Origin of the sequence: Brachybacterium sp., from assembly GCF_036379615.1 — a bacterium.
GTDB lineage: Bacteria > Actinomycetota > Actinomycetes > Actinomycetales > Dermabacteraceae > Brachybacterium.
Map to the genome: position 1 here is coordinate 1 of NZ_DASVGJ010000013.1, position 19,521 is coordinate 19,521.

General features: G+C 70.7%; 11 protein-coding genes. All 11 read right to left on the reverse strand.

Features of this window, described 5'->3' with window-relative positions:
* Window positions 1-301: 301 nt before the first annotated feature.
* The gene (locus VF289_RS02965) at window positions 302-784 is read right to left on the reverse strand and encodes a hypothetical protein (protein WP_330880934.1); all 483 of its coding nucleotides are present in this window, start codon (window positions 782-784) and stop codon (window positions 302-304) included.
* Window positions 785-902: 118 nt separating this feature from the next.
* Window positions 903-1,172 carry a WXG100 family type VII secretion target gene (locus VF289_RS02970; RefSeq protein ID WP_330880936.1) on the reverse strand — a complete coding sequence of 90 codons (270 nt, stop codon included), beginning with the start codon at window positions 1,170-1,172 and terminating at the stop codon, window positions 903-905.
* Window positions 1,173-1,380: 208 nt separating this feature from the next.
* On the reverse strand, window positions 1,381-5,847 hold the full coding sequence (locus tag VF289_RS02975) for an FtsK/SpoIIIE domain-containing protein (protein ID WP_330880938.1): 4,467 nt from the start codon (window positions 5,845-5,847) through the stop codon (window positions 1,381-1,383).
* Window positions 5,848-5,967: 120 nt separating this feature from the next.
* A complete protein-coding gene (locus tag VF289_RS02980; RefSeq protein ID WP_330880940.1) occupies window positions 5,968-6,678 on the reverse strand; it encodes a hypothetical protein in 711 nt (236 codons plus the stop codon).
* Window positions 6,679-6,762: 84 nt separating this feature from the next.
* Window positions 6,763-8,445, reverse strand: a complete 1,683-nt coding sequence (locus VF289_RS02985) for a protein kinase domain-containing protein (RefSeq protein WP_330880942.1) — start codon at window positions 8,443-8,445, stop codon at window positions 6,763-6,765.
* Window positions 8,442-11,552, reverse strand: coding sequence for an FHA domain-containing protein (locus VF289_RS02990; RefSeq protein ID WP_330880944.1), 3,111 nt, complete (start codon window positions 11,550-11,552; stop codon window positions 8,442-8,444). Before VF289_RS02990 ends, VF289_RS02985 begins: the two co-directional genes overlap by 4 nt.
* Window positions 11,549-12,430, reverse strand: a complete 882-nt coding sequence (locus VF289_RS02995; RefSeq protein ID WP_330880946.1) for a PP2C family protein-serine/threonine phosphatase — start codon at window positions 12,428-12,430, stop codon at window positions 11,549-11,551. The genes VF289_RS02990 and VF289_RS02995 overlap by 4 nt, the downstream gene beginning before the upstream one ends.
* Window positions 12,427-14,583: an RDD family protein gene (locus VF289_RS03000; RefSeq protein ID WP_330880948.1), complete on the reverse strand. Its 2,157-nt coding sequence runs from the start codon at window positions 14,581-14,583 to the stop codon at window positions 12,427-12,429. Before VF289_RS03000 ends, VF289_RS02995 begins: the two co-directional genes overlap by 4 nt.
* On the reverse strand, window positions 14,583-17,096 hold the full coding sequence (locus VF289_RS03005) for a transglutaminase domain-containing protein (protein ID WP_330880950.1): 2,514 nt from the start codon (window positions 17,094-17,096) through the stop codon (window positions 14,583-14,585). Before VF289_RS03005 ends, VF289_RS03000 begins: the two co-directional genes overlap by 1 nt.
* A complete protein-coding gene (locus VF289_RS03010; protein WP_330880952.1) occupies window positions 17,093-18,511 on the reverse strand; it encodes a DUF58 domain-containing protein in 1,419 nt (472 codons plus the stop codon). Before VF289_RS03010 ends, VF289_RS03005 begins: the two co-directional genes overlap by 4 nt.
* Window positions 18,508-19,482 (reverse strand): MoxR family ATPase, encoded by a 975-nt coding sequence (locus VF289_RS03015; protein ID WP_330880953.1) that lies wholly within the window; start codon window positions 19,480-19,482, stop codon window positions 18,508-18,510. Before VF289_RS03015 ends, VF289_RS03010 begins: the two co-directional genes overlap by 4 nt.
* Window positions 19,483-19,521: the final 39 nt, after the last annotated feature.

The following is a 19,521-nucleotide window of genomic DNA, read 5'->3' on the forward strand; positions in this document are numbered from 1 at the left end:
CTCCATGTCGTAGAAAAAAACTCGGTCCCACCCACCGGAGAAGACCTCCACGGCCTCTGACCGCTTCCTCGACCCTGTCCCCCAGGTGATGACACCACCCTAGAACCACCCCCCACCACTTGGCGATGGGGACAACTCCCCGTACAGAACTGCCCGTTCGGACCTCCCTGGACATCGCCCCCCGGGCGGCTCTGCCCTCCTGCGCGCGGCTCTGCCCTCCTGCATGACGAACCGGCCCGCCCCGTGCAGGGGCGAGGCCGGCCGTCGTGCGCCGCGCGCTGCGGCGGGAAAGCTGCTCGACTCAGTCCAGCGACAGGCTCAGAGAGTCCTGGATGGTGCGGACCGTCTCGATCTCGTCGTCGGCGCTCTCGGCACCGCAGCTGCCCACGATCTCCAAGACATCCTTGGCGACCCCGTCACGGTCGACGACCGCGTAGCGCGCCGCCTGCACCACCGTGGGGCGCCCGGGCTGCGTGTATCCGTACTCGCTGGCGATCCAGGTGGTCCCCTCCACCTCGATCTCGCCGGTGCCCAGCTCCTCGAGCTCGGGCAGGGCGGCCTTGCGCTGCTCGAGGCCGGCCTTCGCCGCCTGGAGGGTGAACTCCGGTCCGAACCGCTGCACCGTGACCACGACGTTGGCGCGGAACTGACCGTCCACGCGGGGCTGCGCCACGGCGAGCTGGACGCCGGGGACGGTCAGGGTCTCCCAGTCGTCCGGCACCTCGAGGGAAATCCTCGGCGGGCCGGGGAAATCGGCGCTCGGGTACTCGACATTCTTTGCCATGAAAACTGCTCCGTTCGTCCCACCTCTGACGGCGATAAACATACCAGGCACGGCAGGAGCCCGAGCGGAGATTCCGCCCGGGCCCCGGTATCGGTCGCAGCGACCTCAGTGCGCCTCGTCAGCTGTTCGAGGTCGACTCCTGCTCGGCGGCGTTGCGGTCGGCGGTATCGCCGAGCTCGTTCACCGCGTTCATGATCTGCTGCAGCGCAGGCACCATCTCGCCGGACCACTGACCACGGAATCGATCCGCGTCCGGTCCGGTCCAGTCCACGCCCTCGAGGCCGGAGGTCAGCTCCTGCTCGATCCGCGTGATCTCCTCCGCCGCCTCGCGCAGCTGGGCCGACATCCGCCGGACCTCTCCGACGTTCATACCCTTCGTGGCGTTCACGGTTCGGGTTCCCCTTCCTGTGGCTCTCGCCTGCGCCCCCTCCGGTGCACCGGCCTGCTGTCCTGTTCGACAGGATCACTCTAGAGCGATCCCGGAATCGGGACCATGGGGAGGAGTCCCCATGGGGACGGGGCCGCGGTCCGGAGGTTCCGGGGACGTCGACGGGGCGGTGCGGACCGCGCCGCACCGCCCCGTCGACGTCCTCGCATCACCCGCTGGTGATCTGCGCGACCTGCAGCTTCAGGGCACGGCCGCTGTGGACGAGGAATCCTCGGCCGGGCGGGAAGTCTGCGCGACGGATCCTCCCCAATCCGGTGCCGAGCAGCGAATCGCCGTCCATGTCGCTCGGCTGCAGAAGCAGACCGCGCCGGCCCGCCTTGAAGGGCTGGGCGAGCACATAGGCCTGCGACCACGAGGCCGATTCGTTCTCGCCGACCACGAACTGGCCCTCCCGGGTGCTGGCTCGGATGAGCTTGTCCAGATCGTTCTCGACCCCGCTGCCGGTGAAGTCCGCGACGCCGTCGATGAACAGGGCGAGCTTGCCCTCGCCGACGCTGCCGGACTCGATGGTCTGGCGCAGCTGGCCCGCGAGCTCGCGGACGGTGTCGGGGTCCGAGGCCTCCACGTCCCAGATGGGCAGTCCCGTCAGCGGGGTGCGGCGTGAGGAGAAGCGGACCAGTCGCATCGGCTCGGGCAGCGCCTTGAGCCCGGTGGCGATCGTCAGCATCGCGGTGGTGCGGCCCGAGCTCATCGGGCCGGTGACCATGAAGGCGCCGCGAGGCTCGAAGGTGAGCTCGGAGAGCGTCTCGTCGGAGAGCCCCAGGACCGGCATCCCACCGACGGAGGGGCGCAGGGTCGAGAACTCGACCCGCTCGGGCAGGCGCTCGATCGCCGGCGCCTCGGGGACCCCTGCCCGGCGCATCGCCTCGGCGAGCTTGGCGACCTCGCGGGACTGGATCGCGACGTTGGCGTCACCGCCGTGCACCGCGACCTGCACCTCGTGCCCGTCCTGGATGGCCCGGCCGGGAGGCGAGTTCCCGTCCAGCACGTCCTTGGGCTCACCGAAGGCCGCGTAGTCGTCGACGCTGGCCATGCGGTGGATGAGGCGTCGCTGGATGGAGGAGCCGAGAGAGGTCGGGATCGCGTTGGGACGGTCACCGGTGACGATCACGTGCACACCCACCTGGCGGCCGTCGGTCGCGATCTGGACGAAGGCGGTGAACCACTTGGACAGGTTCGAGTAGTCGTAGGCCTCGCGGAATGCGGCCATGCCGTCGACCAGCAGCAGGATGCGCGGGGTGTCCGGCTTCCCCGCCAGGTCGCGGTACTCCGCCACGGAGCCGGCGCGGATCTTCGCGAACTCCTTCGCCCGCTCATCGATCAGCTCGCGCAGGGTGCGCAGCAGGCGGATCACACGCTCCTCATCGTCCCCCGGGACGATCGAGCCCACGTGGGGCAGATCCTCGAGCATCGTCAGGCCCGACGCGCCGAAGTCGAGCCCGTAGACGTGGACGGGTCCGCCGCGGACGGTCGAGGCCGAGGAGATGGCGAGGGTGCGCAGGGTGGTGGACTTACCCGAGCCGCCGGTGCCGTAGATCGCCATGTTCCCGTCGCGGTCGGGGAAGTAGGAGATGGTCGGCTGGGACTGATCCTCGGGAACGTCCATGACGCCCAGGAGGAGCTCCTCGTCGGTGCGTCGGCTGGGCAGGCGCGAATGGTCGTACGCATCGGCGAGCTCCGACAGCCACGGCTTGCGCGGAGCGGGCACGCCGGCGTTCTCCGCGGCGGCGACGACAGTGGCGACCACGCGAGAGATGTCGTTGGGGCCGGGGTCCTTGACCTCCTTGGCGGGCGGGGCGGGGATGTCCCACTGCTCACCGGTGCCGAAGTCCTTCTCCACGATGTCGATGCGTGCCCGCTCGGGCTCGTCCGTGGTCCAGCCGCCCGCGTAGCCGGTCTGGAACGTGGCGATGCGGCCGGGACCGGTCTTGGCCGCGCCACGACCCGGGATGCTGGGGTCGAAGTGAGCGGACATCTTGTCCCCCAGGATGTCCTTCGAATCGGCCTCGTCGGCCATGCGCAGCGCGATGCGGAGGTTCGTGTTCGCGCGCAGGTTGTCCTTGATGACGCCCGCGGGGCGCTGGGTCGCGAGGATCAGGTGCAGTCCCAGGGAGCGGCCTCGGGCGGCGACGTCCACGACGCCGTCGACGAACTCGGGGATCTCCTTGGCCAGCGCCGCGAACTCGTCGACGATGATGATCAGGCTGGGCGGAGCCTCGGGGTCGCCGGTGCGCTCCAGGGAGACGAGGTCCTTCGCCTTCTTCCGGTTCAGCAGGTGCTCGCGGTGATGCAGTTCGGCCCGCAGCGAGGTCAGGGCTCGGCGCACCAGGTGCTGGGAGAGGTCGGTGACCAGGCCCACGGTGTGCGGCAGGGCGACGGCGTCCGCGAAGGCGGCGCCGCCCTTGTAGTCCACGAACAGGAAGGTCACCCGGTCGGGGCTGTGGGCGGTGGCCATGCCCAGCACCCAGGCCTGGAGAAACTCGGACTTGCCGGCGCCGGTCGTGCCGCCCACCAGGGCGTGCGGGCCGTTGGTGCGCAGATCGAGATGGAAGGCGTCCTGGCCGTTGTGGCCGATCAGCCCGCGCAGGTTCGCATCGTGCTTGCGGCGCTGGGGCTCGGAGCCGTCGCGCGGGGTGAGGGAGTTGTTCTCCTTCCACCGCTCGATGATCGAGTTCGGGTCCTCGGCCATCTGCATGCCGGCGAGCTTGAGGTAGGAGATCGCGCGCGGGAGGTCGGAGTCGTCGTCGATCGGGACGCCGGCATCGACCACCGGCGAGAGGTGGCGGGCCACGCCGGAGGCGACCTCGACGGAGACCGTCTCGACCGTGACGGGGTAGAACCGCTCCCCCAGACGCACGTGCCCGGCGCTCGCGCCCTCCACGGACTCCTCGACGGAGACGTAGGTGCGGCAGGCCGCCGGCAGCGCGGCGACGTTCGAGGCGGACCAGATCACGTGCACGCCGACGTCCGGTCCTCGCTCCGCGATGCGCACCAGCCGGGCCCGGTCCACCGGGGCGTCGTCCTCGATCACGACCACCAGGTTCGGGGCGACCGGCTCGGGCGGGACCTGCGGCTCGTCCTCGATCTTCTGGGTCATCGGGGTGCGGAGCTGGGGCGGGGCGTCGCCCGCACGCTGCTCGATCAGCTCCTCGATGCGCGAGAGCAGCGAGGTGCCCCGCCCGGGGGTGTCGGCGAGGTGGTCGCCGGGCAGCGGCGAGTGCGGGCTCGAGGTGTGCGGCAGCCACTTCAGCCACTGCCACATCTCGCGACTGGAGCGGGAGGTGATCGCGGCGATCGCCACCTCGGCCGGCGAGTGCAGGGCGAAGATCTGGGTGACGATGCCCCGGGCGACGCCGTCGGCCTCCTCGCCGCCGCCGGCCACGCCGATGTTCCCGGCGTAGCGGAGCTCTGCCGCCACCGGCACGCCGGCGATCAGCTTGTACTCCTCGTGCATGTCGTCGAGCATGTCGTAGTACTTGGGGATCGCGTCGTTCTCCCCCGGCATGTCGATGCCGACCCGGGATTCGGCGATGCCGAGGCCGAGTCGCACGGTGCCGAAGGCGTTGTGCTCGGGACGGTGGGTCCACAGCAGACGGCCCAGACGGAAGGCCGCATCCACGGTGTCCGCGGCCGAGGGCGTCTCCACCAGGCGCACCGCGCGCTCGAGATCCTGGGCTGCGGTGACCCTCCGTTTCAGAGAGGCCAGCCCTTCCTCGAAGTTCTTGATCTGGCGCTCGAGCACCTTCTTCTGCTGGAACTTGCGGTTCAGGTACCCGGCGGTGGCCATCATCGGCATCATGAACACGAACATGAGCGAGAAGGGGCTGCGGGTCATCGAGAACATGAATCCGCCCATGAGGATCGGGGCGAACATCATGAAGATCGGGAAGAACTGCGGCTGCGGCTCCTTGGGCGGAGTCGGTGCCTTCAGCGGCCGATAGGGGAAGCGGGGCACCACTCGCGGGGAGCGGTTGAACTCGACCACGGGAGAGCTCGGAGCGGTCCCTCCGAGGCGGTGCAGGGCGATCACCGAGAAGGTGGTCTGGCCGATCAGCACGGTGTCCGACGGGCCGATCACCGCCCGCTGCACCTGCTCGCCACCGATCACGATGCCGTTGGAGGAGTGGAGGTCGACGATCTCGATCGAGTCGCCGACATTGATGCGGGCGTGCCGCTTGGAGAGCATCGGGTCCATGATCCGGATGTCGATGTCGCCTTCCCGGCCCACGACGCTCGAGCCCGAGGGCAGGGGGAACTCTCGCCCCGCCTCGGGTCCGGAGAGCACGCGCATCAGCGCGACCGCCGCGCCGCGGGATTCCGAACGGGTCGCGTACTCCGCGGAGGAGCGAGCGATGGAGACGATGCTGCCGGAGCGCAGACCGGCCTGGATCAGGTCGATCTCCCGATCCAGCGAGCGCACGCCCTTCGCCCCCGGGCCGGCGCCGGGGTCCTGGACCTGAAGGGTCAGGCCCTCGGGCGCCTCGATGTCACCGCGCAGCGGGTCGGCGAGGTAGAGCGCGTTCGCGACGTCCGCCACGGTCGCCGTGGCATCGGCGGTGACCTCGAGATCGGTCAGCCGATTCTCGGGCCTGCGCAGCGTGAGCTTGATGCGCATCGGTGTTCCTCCCCCTGGCGGGCCCCTCGCCCGCCTGCCGGTCCGCCCTGTCGGGGCGGCCGTGTCCGTCGCTGATGTTCCGTCGCTGGTGGTCGTCGTCCGCACGGGACGGCGGACGCCTCAGTCCTCGTCAGTGTCCTGAGTCTGGTCCAGCAGCGGCAGGTCCTCGGTGGTGACCAGTCGCGAGAAGACGGCGTGCTCGACCAGGCGGGCACGCCGGTTGCTGGCCAGCTTCCCCGGCCCGCCGCGCAGGCCTCGGACGCCGAGACGGTCCAGCTTGTCGCAGACGTTGTCCAGCTTGCGATTGAACTTCGTCAGCGGCCAGCCCAGCCGCTTCGAGGCCTGGGCCGAGGTCGGCACCGAGCTCATGCCCGATCCCTCACGCACCAGCATCGGCTCGGACAGCGCGAGGATCAGCAGCTTCTGGCTGGGGGTGAGCTGCACCGATCCCATGGTGGTCTCCCCCACCGGATCGTCCGGCCCGGCGATCCGTGCGAACTCCGGGGAGTCCGCGTGCACCGAGAGGTCGTAGGTGGTGGGGCCGGCGGTGAACACGACCTTGGTGACGTCGAAGACCAGCGGGATCCGAGCGCCCGGGGCCAGCCATGCCTGCATCGAGCCGGAGCCGTCGGTGATCGTCGCAGAGAGGCGGGACCCGATGTTGACCAGCCACCACATCGATTCGACCTGGACGATGGTGAGGAACCGCCGATGGAGGAACGCATTGTCCTCATCGACGGTGAGATCGGCCTCCCGACCGATGGTCAGCTCCTCGCCGTCCTCGACGCGCAACCACTCTCCGCAGAACTCGACCGAAATCGTCGACGCCATCTTCAGCCGTCCCCTCTGTTGTCACCGTCTGTGCAGCTGCCGTCTTCGCCGCCGCCGTCGCCCGTCATGGATGCACGGTACCCGTCACCCGGTCTCCAGACACGTCTCCACCGTGCCGCTGGCGCCGCCGTTGGGATTCACCGTCGTCACCTCGACGCACGGTTCCGGCAGCTGCGGCGGGATCTCCAGCACGATGCTGTTGCGGCCGTGCACCTCCCGCTGGACGCCGAAGCGCTCGTAGTTCTTGGGCATGTCCGCCCAGCGGACGATGTAGTGCTCCTCCTGGGTGACGCCCTCCGGCGGTTCCCAGGTGACCCGCACACGACCGTTCTCCTTCGTGCCCTCGCCTGTGGAGATCACCTGGAGCTCGACGCTGGTGGGCTCCCCCGGGTCCTCCGGGGGCCGGGTCACCTCGGTGACGTCCTTCGTGGGGATCGGTGGCTCCTCGGGGATCAGGAAGTGGCGCGCCCCGAGCGTCGCGCCGACGCCGAGCACGATGACGAAGAAGGCCGCCAGCATCACGAAGGGCCAGGCCGGTGTCCTGGGCTTCTCTTCAGAGGGGGGTTCTTCCCCCGTCGGCGGCAGCGGTGACATCCCGGAGGCCGCGCCGTGCACCGCCCCTGCCGGTCGCAGCATGGTCGACTCGAGCGAGCCCCCTGACCCCTCACCGCCCTCGGAGGCCGAGGCCGCGGATGCCTGGGGACGCGGCCGGTGCGCGGGCGCGGAAGCAGCGCCCAGTGCCGGTGCGACTCCGGCGAACGGGTCCAGGGGGCGCTTCCGGCCGGGCCCGGTGGTGCCTGCCGAGTCCGGGTCGACGGTCGCGACCTTGCGGATCCGGGTGTGCATGTCGAGCTCGTCGTCCTCGGCACGGTGCGAGACGGGTGCGGCCCTGTCGTCGAGCACGTCCATCTGCGTCACGGGCAGCGAGAGCGCGAGCTCGACCTGCTGCAGGCCGCGCCCGAAGGCGAGCGCCGTGTCGTAGCGGCCGGCGGGGTCCTTCGCCATGGCGATCGAGAGCACGCGGTTCAGCTCGCCGGGGACGTCGGGCCGGTTCAGCGGCTGCAGCGGCTCCGTGGCGATGCGATGGATCAGATCGGCAGCGGTGTTGCGCTGGCCCCTGCGTTCGAAGGGAGTCTGACCTGCCAGCAGCGAGTAGACGGTCGCGGCCAGGGAGAACACGTCGCTGCGCACATCGGCGCGAGGGGTGTCCGCGAAGAACTCCGGCGGCGACCAGGGGATCGACATCCCCTGGGAATCCTCGACGTCATCCCCCTTCGTGGTCGCGATGGAGATGCCGAAGTCCGTGAGCGCCGGCCGGTTGTAGTCCGTGACCAGGATGTTCGCCGGCTTGATGTCTCGGTGGAGGATTCCCGCTCGATGCGCGGTCTCCACGGCCCCGGCGATCTGCACCCCGACCCTCAGCGCCTCCGCGACCGAGATCCGCTCCTTGCGGAAGCGCACTCCGTAGTTCGGACGCGAGCAGTTCTCCATGACGATGTACGGGCGGTGGTCATCGGAGACATCGGCCTGATGGATCGTGACGATGGAGGGGTGGGTCGACATCTGGGCCATGACGTTGGCTTCGGCATCGAAGAGGCGACGCACGGACTCGTCCAGGACGTTGGAGAGCAGCACCTTGATCGCCACTCGCCGCTGGGGGCGGAACTGGCGGTACAGGAACACATCGGCGAAGCCGCCGGAGCCGAGCAGCTGCTCGTACTCGTAACCGGGCAGGCGCGGCGGCGGTGAGGGCGGTCTCGAGCTCATGCCTTCTCTCCGAACACCAGGTGCACGTCATCGCCGAGGTCCAGATGGTCCCCGTCGTGCAGGACGACGCCTTCGCGCGACCTCAGCCGGACGGGTTCGAAGCCCTCGCGATACAGCGTGGTGCCGTTGGTGGTGCCGAGATCGAGGGCGACCACGTGCCAGCCCTCCAGTCGGAGCTCGAGGTGCGACCGCGAGATGTCCTGCTGCGGGCTGGGCACGGTGATCAGCTGAGGCATGTCCTGCGCGCTGACGCGGGAGGCCCGCGGACGGCGCCCGATGATCGCGCTGCGATCCAGCACGAAGCGCTCACCGCCCGAGACAGTCACGGCTCCCAGCGGAGGCCGCGCGACCGTGCGGGTCTCCCCATGCAGGGGGGCTCCGCACACCCGGCAGGCCGCGCGCTCCGGCGAGTTGGCATGGCCGTTCGCGCAGACGAGACCGGGCAGGGCGACCGCACCGCCCGTCACCTGGCCGGCGCTGCCTGCCGACGACGGTCCCGAGCCCTGAGCGGCGGGCGGCGCGGAGGGGCGTCCCGGTGCCGCGGGAGGGCCGGAGGGCGCCACCGGATGCGGTGCACTGGCATGGCGACCCTGCCCGGGCGCCCCGCCATAGGGTCCGGGGCGCTGAGGAGCGGGCTGCTGCGGGGCGGGACGCTGCGACACCGGCTGCTGCGGCGTGGGGCCCTGCCCGTAGGGGGAGGCCCCGGAACCCGGTGCCGCCTGCGGTGGCATCCCGTGCGGATACCCGTGGCCCTGTCGCGGCGCCATGTTCTGCGGGCTCATGTTCTGCGGCCCTGCGTGCGGCGATCCCCCGTGCTGAGGGTTCGGATGCTGCGGGGTGGCGTGCTGCGCGTGGGGGTGCTGCGGGTTCGCACCCTGCGGCGCGCTGGGTCCTGACCGCGCCGGAGGACCGGCGAGCTGACCGCCCTGCTGAGGGCCGGGGAAGCCGAGCTGATAGCCGGCGGCTCCTGGGTTCGTCGGCCCGTACGGGTGCTGCGGCGACTGACCGGGGACGCCCGGGTAGCCCACCTGCTGGCCGGCGGCCCCCGTGCTCATCGGGCCGCCGTAGGGCGGCTGCTGACCCGCCTGACCGAAGGTCCCGGCCTGGCCGTGCGCCCCGGCGCCGTATGCCCCCGGCTGCTCGTACGCCGTCGGGGAGACGCTCGGCGCCGGCCGAGAGCCGGTGTTCGGAGCCGGCGGACGCTCGGCCATGTGGACCTGCGGGTACGCAGGTTCGGGGGCAGGCGGTGCGGCCTCTCTGCGGGCCTTGGCCTGGGCGATCTCGGGGGCGGTGCGACCGACTCCCGGCACCCAGTCGATGAACTCGCTCGGGGCGGCGGACTGCTCGGGCTCCGGAGCGGGGGCCGCAGACTCCTCCGGTGCGGAGCTCTCGGGAGTGCTGGGTTCGGCAGCATCAGGGGCCGCGACCGGGGACGGGGTCTGCTCGCTCTCCTCCTCGTCCTCCTCCCCTTCGGTGCGACGGACCGCGGCATCCTCGATCCGGCGGAACACCGTCTTGCCGAAGAGATCGTCGTAGGCGCCGGTGTTCTCGAGGTCGCCCTCCGACCGACGCTGCTCGGCGACCCGCGCGGGGGCGGCGTGCGGAGCCGACCCGGAGGTCGTCGCAGGCCCAGGGCTCGCCGGAGGAGCCGTTCTCGGCGCCGCCTGGTCCCCGTCCTCGTCATCGGCCTCGCCGTCGTCGATCGGCGCGACCTTCGTGACCGGGGAGGACAGGGCATCGGTGCCTTCCGACCGAAGCGGCACGGACGGTGAGTAGTCCTCGTCCTCCGGGGGCTCCGGGGTCGGGATCGCCGCCGGCGGGGCAGGGCTCGGCGCCACGGCCGATGCCCCGGCTGCCGGAGCGATCGCGGCCGGCTCGGGGGCCGGTGCGGCAGGCTCAGGGGCCGGTGCCTGCTGCTCGGGCGTCGATGCGGCGGGCTCGGGTGCAGGCGTCGAGGCGGCCGCCTCGGCCACCGGTGCCGCGGTGGCTTCCGCTGCACGGTCTGGGGGCGCGGTCTTCGGTGAGCTGGTCTTCTTGCGGTCGAAGAGGGAGGTGCTCACCAGGCGTCGGCGCGGCGCCGCCGGCTTCTCCGCGTCGCTGGTCGACGCGCCGGTGGTGGCGGTGCCCGGCTCGGCTCCGGCATTCGCGGTCGGTGCGCCCGTGCCCGCCGCCGCAGGCGACGCGGTCGCACTCGCGACCGGGGCGGCCGGGGCACTCTCCGCAGCGCTCGCGGCGCCGGTCGGGGTCGGCACTGCACCGGCCGAGGAGCCCGACGTCGTCTCGGGTGAGGGGGGCTGCTTCGGCGCGCTGTCGCCGAAGAGCCCCTCGAACATGTTCGGGGCAGACGAGGCGGACTCCGAAGTGCTGGACGCGGAGGAGCTGCTGGAGGGCCTGCCGGACCCGGTGCTGCCGCGTGACAGCGACGGAGGCATCTCTCCGGATTTCCGGGAGGCGACGGCCGGCTTCCTCGACGGGGTCGTGCTGCCGGTCGCGGAGGGCTTCGGCGCCGGAGCGGGACGCTCGGCACGGCGCTTCTTGGCCTCGGGATCCTCGATCGACCGACCGTCGGCCTCGACCTGCTCGGCGAGCGCTGCACGTTCGCTCTCCGCCAGCTCGGCGGGATCGATGGTGACGTGCACGAATCCTCGCGCAGGGACGATGCCGGAGCCCAGGCGCGCGGTGCCGACCACATCCTCCGGGGGGAGGTCGCCGAAGGCCGTGCGCCGCACACCGTCGAGCGTCCGCAGCACGAAGGGCTCGTCCTCGGTGCCGGCGATCTGCTGGGAGCCCTCGGCGGTGTAGACCGCGATCGGGGTCCTGCCCTTCACGCCGAAGACGCCGCGGTCTCCGTCGTGGAAGCCGAACAGGAGCGCCGTGAGCTTGTCCGCGCTGCCGAGCTCACCGGCCTCGACGAGCCGGTCCAGGAACTCCTCGGGCGCCGGCTTCTCCCCCAGCACGGTCCAGGCGGCCTCGGTCACCTGTTTGCGCAGGCCCGGGACCAGCACCACCCAGGCGTTCTCGCGCAGCAGGAGCGTGGCCGGGCCCTGCTTGATCCAGGTCCCGCTCCCGAGAAGGCTCGCGGGGTCGAGGCTGCTGCTGTCGGTCATCGTGCGCCGCCATCGCCCGTGATCGCGCGCGGGAGGGTGTCCTCATCGACCTCGAACTCGGGGGCCTCGCCGGGGCTCTGCGGCCCGTCGGAGGTGTTCTCGGAGTCCAGCGACTGCCCGACGACCTCGACGGCCTCGACCACGACAACGCTGACGTTGTCGTGGCCACCGGCATCGAGCGCCCTTCCGACCAGGTCCTCGCAGAGGGTGCGCACATCCGCAGGACCGCACAGCTGGCGCTCGATGGTGGCGTCATCCACCTCGCCGGTCAGACCGTCCGAGCAGATGAGCATGCGGTCACCGCCCTCGGCCGGGATCAGCCAGTAATCAGGATCGGACTCCGGACCGGCGCCGAGGGCACGGGTGACCATGTGGCGATAGGGGTGCACCTTCGCCTGCTCCGCAGTGATCTCACCACGGTCCATCAGCTCCTGAACCACCGAATGATCGACGCTGACCTGCTCGAAGATGTCGCCGGAAAGGCGATAGACCCGGGAGTCCCCGAGATTCAGCACCACCCAGTAGCCGACCCCGTCCAGGACCATCGTGGCGACCACCGAGACGGTGGTCCCCGCGCCGAGGGTCGACTCGCCGCCGAGCTCCCCGATCCGCACCGCGGCCGAGCGGAGCGCGTCACCGAGCTGCTCGACGGTTACGTTCTCCTGGATCGTGAGCTTCTCGAACTCCTCCACCGCGATCGCGCTGGCGACCTCGCCCGCGTTGTGGCCGCCCATCCCGTCGGCGACCAGGAAGATCGGTGGCGCGTCGAGGATGCTGTCCTCATTGGTGGCTCGCACATGCCCCACATGGGTGGCAGACGCAGAGACCACCCGGATGGTGCCCTGGAGGTCCGGATCCGAGAGGGATCGGTCGATCACTGCTCCCTCTCCACGGAGACGGTCCGATCGCCGAGAGTCACCTGCGCCCCGGTGGGCAGGACCGTCGGGGAGTTTGGCACCAGGTTCTCCCGGGAGCCGTCCTCGCGCAGGATCGTCGAGCCGTTGGTGGAGCCCAGATCGGTCACGGTCACGTCGTCGCCGGTGCCGTCGATGCGAAGATGCGTCTTGGAGACGGACCTGGTGTCGTCCTTCATCACGAACAGCACCTCCTCGCCGGGTGCGGAGGGGTTGCGCCCGAGGACGACCGCCTTCTCGACGGTGCGCTCGGTGCCATCGTCCGTCACCAGGCGCAGCTTCGTGACCGGCGGCAGCTTCACCGCAGAGATGCGGGTCTGCTCCAGATCGCCGAGAGGATCATCCGCGACGGTGAGACGGGTCTGCTCGTCCACGCCTTGGTCGTCAGCGCCCCATGCGTCCCCGGTGAGGTCACTCGGGACACCTGCCGTACCTGCCCCGGCGCCGTCCTGAGCGGCCGGTGCCGGTGCCTCGGGGTCCTGGCTATAGGGAGCCGACGGCGCCGACGGCTGCTCGGACGGGGCCGAGGGCGGGCCCCAGCCCTGCACGTCGTCGGTGCGCGGGGTCTCCGGCGCGGTCTGCTGCTGCCACGACTGCTGCAGGCTCGGGGGCGGAGTGGACGGCTGCCCCCAGGAGGGTGCCTGACCGTCCTGCTGCTCCGGCACGCCTTGCTGCTGGGGCGCCGGTGCATCCCACGACTGCGGCTGCGGCTCGGCGCTCGGCTGGCCCCAGGACTGCTGAGCCGGATCGGGCTGACCCCACCCGGACTGCTGCTGCTCAGCACCCTGCTGCCCCCACCCGGACTGCTGCTGCTCAGCACCCGGCTGGTCCCAGGAGGACTGCTGGGACTGCGCGTCAGCGCCCGGCCGGCCCCACGACTGCTGGGGCGCGGGCGCCGGCTGGTCCCAGGAGGACTGCTGCGAGTGGACCGGATCGATCGGCGGCGGCGCCCAGCCGCCCCCTGCGGGCTGCTGAGGTGCGGCGGAGTCCAGGCCAGGGGCCGAGGCCCAGGGAGCAGCGGCTCCCGGGGCGTCGGCGGCGGAGCCGGTGGAGGCGGAGCCGCCCGAGACGGGCGGCGCATAGGGGCTCGGGGCACCCTGCTGCGGGTCCGCCCAGCCACCGGCGGCCGGCTGGGACACCTCGGGCGCCGAGGAGCCCTCCCAGGCCGCGCCGGGCTTCGCCATCAGGTTCTCGTGCGTGGAGACCGCCACCGACGGTGCTCCCAGGTAGTGCTCGGCGCTCTCGCGCTCGAAGTCGTCAGGGCGCGGCTGCATAGGGTTGCGGCCGGCCTTGATGTCCACGACCACGGAGTCGACCACCCGGTCATGGAATCCCCGCAGCTGCTTCTTCGGGTCGATGAAGATCGACAGCGCCATGATCAGCGGGATCAGGCCGTAGAGGACCCAGCGGCCGAGGGCGCGCAGGAACCCGAGGGGACCACCCGCACTCGCTCGCGTGATCCGCAGGCCGAGGATCAGCTTGCCGAGGCTGAAACCCTTGGCGCCGGAGAGCCAGATGATCAGGACGGCGTAGGCGGCCGGAAGCGCCGTGCCCACGCCGATCAGGATCTGGGGAAGCAGCCCGATCTCCTCGGAGGTCAGCACCAGGATCAGCCCGATGAGCAGCGGCACCATCACCAGAGTGCCGATCACGGCATCGACCAGGGCGGCGAGGAATCGCTTCAGCGGTGCGGCCGGGGAGCAGCCGTCCAACGGCCGCTCCATCTCCTGTGCGGTCGGCGGCGCACTGGGAGCGGGGCCGGGCGAGCCGGGTCCGCTCTGCATGCTCGGGCCGGGCCCGGGAGCGTTCTGGTTCATCGGAGGCTGCGTGACCATCAGCTGATCGTACTGTTCCTGGGATCGGAGCGTCGTGGCACTGGGGTTCTTCGGCTCGAGCGAATCCCGCGTGATGAGCTCGACGCCGTCCTCCTCCGGAGGTGCCTGATCCTCGCTGAGCTCCCGTGACCGCTGCCGGGGTGCCTGTGACCAGGCCCCGGGCGCATCGGTCGCGCGGCGTTCGTACGGCGAGGCCTGGTAGCGCGCACCGCACTCTCCGCAGATCGCCGCCCCTTCGGCGAGCAGCGTTCCGCAGGTGCTGCAGTATCGCGTCTGGCTCATCAGGCTGGGCCCTTCCTCGATCGCTTCTTCGTCTTCGTGGAGGTGCGCAGCGAGGAGCGTCGACGCCTCAGCGCCTCCGTGCGCCGCACGGCCCGATCTCGGGCTCGGTCCCTGCCCCGCGTGCGCTTCTTCTCGCGGCGCCGATCGGCTGACCGTCGCCGGAAGGAGCGCAGTGACAGCGCCGCCCTCAGCCGCCGGTGCCACGGCACCGCAGCGGACATGCTACGCCGGGCCGCCATGACGTGCGTCCAGTACTCCTCCACCGCCGCCTCGGGGAGGTCATCGGGACCGAACACGGCGCGGTCCGCCCTGCCTGCAAGGACCAGCGCCCCCATCGCCGGGATGTCGGCGTCCAGACGAGCAGCCGTCTCGGCGCGGGTCAGCAGCGGATCCGGGCGCCGACCCATGTCGTCCATCAGATCGAGGATCTCCTGCCATCCGCCGTCGACACGGTCCGGCAGCGCCCCGCGGGCACGGCGCCTGCCTCGACGGGTCCGCTTGGCGATGACCACGGCGAGCGCGGCGAGCAGGGCCAGCACCAGCGGGATCAGTCCGATCCCGAGATAGACCACCCAGGACCGGTCGTCCGGCGGCAGCGGATCGTCGTCCTCGTTCTCGTCGCTCATCGCGCCCGGCGGCGGGCTCGGCGGCTCAGCGGGCGGGGGCGGCGGCTGCGCGACCTGCGGAAGCGGCTTCTCCACCTCCTTGGGCTGAGGTTCGGTCGGGTCCTCGTCCTCATCGGGCGCGGGGTCGAAGCGCACCCAGCCGATGCCCTCGAACTTCACCTCGACCCAGGCGGTGACGTCATCACCAGTGATCGAGACGGTGCCCTCCTGTCCGGCGGGCACCTCGAATCCCATCACCACCCGGGCGGGGATGTCGATCGAACGGGCCAGGGTCGCGAGGAGCGCGGCGTACTGCTCCTCATCACCGATCCGTCCCATGGGCTGCGCATCGGGGGTGTCCTCGTCGAAGCTGACCTCCTCGAGCATCGCCTGCAGGCGGCTGACCCCATGCCCGGACAGCGAGGCGGTGTCCTCGTCGAGGCCGTGCGAGTAGTAGGCATCGTCCTTCACGGCGCGCGAGAGGTTCTGGAACCGTTCGAAGTCGGAGTCCGAGTCCCCGGCCCACTCGTCCGCGAACTGCGTGAAGCTGTCCACAGGCAGGTTGTCCGGCATCTCGATGTCGGCGAACGTCGCCGTGCGCGTCTGCTCCGCCGTCGGCTCGACGTACGGCTCGTAAGAGAGCTCGTAGACGTCCCCGACCTGCACTCCTCGGGAGTTGACCAGGGTCTGCGACTGCTGGTTCAGGAAGAGGTTCTCCGCCGTCACGCTGGAGCGGTCGGTGGACATGTCCTCGAGGTCGATGCGATGGGTGCGCTCCCCGAGCGTGGGCATCCACACCCCGGTGTAGGCGCCGATCGTCACCGTGGAGACGCGCTCCTCCGGACCGCCGTCGACGAGGTCGACCCCCGGAGCGGTGCGGAGGAACGACCCGGAGGAGCTCTCCTTCTTCTGGCTGCTGGCGACGTTGTAGACGTGGAGGTCCCACTGGTCCATGGTGGCGAGGCGGACGAACTCCCCCTCGCTCATCCCGGTGACGGAGAACAGCTCCGTCTTCCGCTGGTCCTTGAGGTAGCCGCGGAACTCCGACAGCGGGGAGACGTACTCCTGCGGATCGAAGGGCGGATTGATGTGGTCACGAGTCGCATAGCGGATCGTTCCCGCCGGCGGATCCAGCAGGGTGTGCGCCGCGACGGCGCCACCGCCGGCCAGTGCCATGATCACTGCTCCCCCGATCACTCGGCGACGCAGCACGGGGTTCTTCCAGGAGCCCGGCCGCACGGTGTCGGAGATGATCGTCGACTGCGCGTTGGACAGCCGGCCGCCCTCGAACCGCCAGGTCAGCCACGCCACCGAGATGATCGCGTAGAGCACGCCCCGCAGCACCGGAGAGAACGCCTGATCGGTGCCGAACACGATCGTGACCCCGACCAGCGCGAGCGGGAACAGCCAGGCGAGCACGTAGAGGCGGCTGCGCAGCACGACGCTCATCCCCAGCAGCGACAGCAGCAGCACGCTGATCCATGCCACGGCGAGCACGCCCTGGGCGGTACCCACCGGCGGAGCCACCGTCAGCACGGACTTCCAGCTGGTCACCGGTGCCTTGAGCAGGTCCCACAGCGCTCCCGGAGTGGGGACGATCCCCCACAGAGCGCGGGTGGGCGCGGCGAACATCGGCCCGAACAGGAAGTACACCAGCAGCACCAGCGGAGTGATCCGCAGCGGGCCCCAGCGCCATCTGGCGCCGATCAGGGCGATCAGCGTGCCGAACACGAGCGCCATCACTCCGGTGAGCAGGTACTGGACCCCGCCGTAGACATGATGGAAGCCGAGCATGGCGAGGACGAAGAGGGCGCCGAGCGTCACCAGGTCCAGGCTCCGACGGCTGTTGCTGATGGTCGAGAAGTAGCTGGGCGCGCGCTTGGGCGCGGACGGGGCCGTCGTGCTCATCGCCCCACCGCCCGCAGGGCCCGCGCCAGGGTGTCGAGCGATCCGAGCGTGACCACGTCGAGACTGCCGATCGCGGATCTCTTCACCTCGGCATCGTCGACGCAGCGGATCGCCACGGCCATCACCCCGATCGGCAGCTGATTGGCGGCGGAGTTCAGCTCGCGCGCCGTGGTGTGGGAACCGACCACCATCATCACCGCAGAGGCGTTGGGTGCCAGATCAGCGGCCTTCTGCCCGAGCGCGTGGAAGGAGATGCGCTCCTTGAGCTGCTCCACGACGGTGTAGTCGTCCATCATCTGCCGCAGCGTCCCGGTGCTCTGCCGCTCGTCGAAGGTGAACGGGGTCAGCTCCTTCTCCTCGCGGAAGGTCTGGGCCGAGATCGAGGCGGCCACGGAGACCGCGAGCTCGAACTCGTCGGCGCTGGAGTAGTGCTCGGCGAGATTGTCGAGGGCGACCACGACGTGCGAGCGCCGGGTCTCCTCGAACTGGCGGACCATGAGCTTTCCGGTGCGGGCGGTGGTGCGCCAATGGACATGACGGCGGTCATCGCCCGGCGCGTAGTCGCGCAGGGCGTGGAAGGCGATGTCGGAGCTGGAGAGGTCCGAGGAGGGGGTGCCCTCGAGGTCGCGGAGGAAGCCGCTGGCCGCGTCATCGAGGCGAGCGGTGCGCGGGTGGACGAAGAGCTCCTGCTCCTTCGCCCAGGTGACCTGACGGCGCATGAGCGAGAGCGGGTCATCGCGCACGGAGCGCACCGGGCCGACGACCAGCACGGCACGACGCTTGGTGGGGACGGCGAAGAGCTCCTCGTGAGCAGCATCCGCGGCAAGTCGCGGCACCATGAACTGTGCGGTGGCGGAGCCGACGGCGAGCTCGATGCGCGAGGGGAGGATCACGCGCTGGGTGGGGTTGGCGACCTCCACCCTGCCCACGGCCCGGGTGCCCACCACGACGCGGTGGGTCTGCAGGTCGAGGGTGACCTTGTAGGACGCGCGACCGAGCACGAACAGGGCCGCGATCAGCAGCGGCACGCTGAGCGCGAAAGCGATCACGTTCAGCTCGGTGACGTGGAGGGTCAGTCCGATCACCCAGCACGCCACGGCGGCGCCGAGCACCGCCCAGCCGATGGGCGAGACCACGTCGAGCACGGGATGGATCCGGCGCTCCCACAGCTCGGAGATGCGATCGCGCAGCCCGGCGAGGCCGGTGCCGGCCTCGCCCTCGGCCTGACCCTCCGACATTCCTGCACCCTCGGAGGGGGCGTCGGGACGGCCCGCCGAGCCTGCCCTGGCCTGCTTGCGCTTGCGGCGCGCCGCGGCCCGGGACTCCGCTCCTGCGGCGCGGCGGCGCTTCTTCGCCTCCGCCTTCGCGACGGTGGCGTCGGCGGTGTCGGTGGGCAGGGAGCTCTGGGAACTCATGCGGACTGCTGCCGTGCCTGGGGCGGCGCCACCTCGCTGAGGATCTTGGTCATGACGCTCTTGGCGGTGGTGCCCGCGAACTCGGCCTCGGGGTCGAGCACGAAGCGGTGCAGCCAGACGGGCTCGACCAAGTGCTTGACGTCATCGGGGACGACGTAGTGGCGCCCGTTGACGGCCGCCCACACCTTCACCGCCCGCATGAGCGCGAGCGCACCACGGATGGAAACGCCGACCCGCACCTCGGGGGCCAGCCGCGTCTCCTCCATCAGGCGGGAGACGTACTCGAGGACCGCGGGATCCACGTGCACGGTCGCCGCCAGCTGCGTCATGTCGTTGACGGCCTGGAGGGAGATCCGCGGGGAGAGCTGGCTGCTGCGGTCCCGCAGCGCGGAGCCCTGGAGGATCTGCACGCTCGAGGCATGGTCGGGGTAACCGATCGAGGTCTTCATCAGGAAGCGGTCCAGCTGCGCCTCGGGGAGGCGGTAGGTGCCGGCCTGCTCGATCGGGTTCTGGGTGGCGATCACCATGAAGGGGTTGCCGACCTCGTGGGTGACGCCGTCGACGGTCACCCGGCCCTCCTCCATCACCTCGAGCATCGCCGACTGGGTCTTCGGCGAGGCGCGGTTGATCTCATCGGCCAGGACGACGTTCGCGAACACGGGGCCCTTGTGGAACTCGAAGGACTTCGTGTTCTGGTCGTAGATGGTCACACCCGTGACATCCGACGGCAGCAGATCCGGGGTGAACTGGATGCGGGTGCTGGTGCCCTGCACGGTCGCGGCGATCGAGCGGGCCAGCGAGGTCTTGCCCGTGCCGGGGGCGTCCTCGAGCAGCACGTGGCCGGGAGCCATCATCGAGGTCAGCACCAGGCGGACCACCTCGTTCTTGCCGAGGACGGCCTGACCGACGCTCTGGACGAGCTTGTCGAAGGTCTCGGCGAACCAGCGGGCCTGTTCGGGGGTCATGCTCATGGGGTGGGGTCTGCTTTCTAGAGGAATCGAGGAGAGAGA

Coding starts and splice junctions, on each gene's coding strand:
- VF289_RS03000 (WP_330880948.1), bottom strand. CDS start 14,583: ATGAGCCAGACGCGATACTGCAGCACCTGCGGAACGCTGCTCGCCGAA.
- VF289_RS03010 (WP_330880952.1), bottom strand. CDS start 18,511: ATGAGTTCCCAGAGCTCCCTGCCCACCGACACCGCCGACGCCACCGTC.
- VF289_RS02965 (WP_330880934.1), bottom strand. CDS start 784: ATGGCAAAGAATGTCGAGTACCCGAGCGCCGATTTCCCCGGCCCGCCG.
- VF289_RS02990 (WP_330880944.1), bottom strand. CDS start 11,552: ATGACCGACAGCAGCAGCCTCGACCCCGCGAGCCTTCTCGGGAGCGGG.
- VF289_RS02985 (WP_330880942.1), bottom strand. CDS start 8,445: ATGAGCTCGAGACCGCCCTCACCGCCGCCGCGCCTGCCCGGTTACGAG.
- VF289_RS03015 (WP_330880953.1), bottom strand. CDS start 19,482: ATGAGCATGACCCCCGAACAGGCCCGCTGGTTCGCCGAGACCTTCGAC.
- VF289_RS02980 (WP_330880940.1), bottom strand. CDS start 6,678: ATGGCGTCGACGATTTCGGTCGAGTTCTGCGGAGAGTGGTTGCGCGTC.
- VF289_RS02975 (WP_330880938.1), bottom strand. CDS start 5,847: ATGCGCATCAAGCTCACGCTGCGCAGGCCCGAGAATCGGCTGACCGAT.
- VF289_RS03005 (WP_330880950.1), bottom strand. CDS start 17,096: ATGAGCACGACGGCCCCGTCCGCGCCCAAGCGCGCGCCCAGCTACTTC.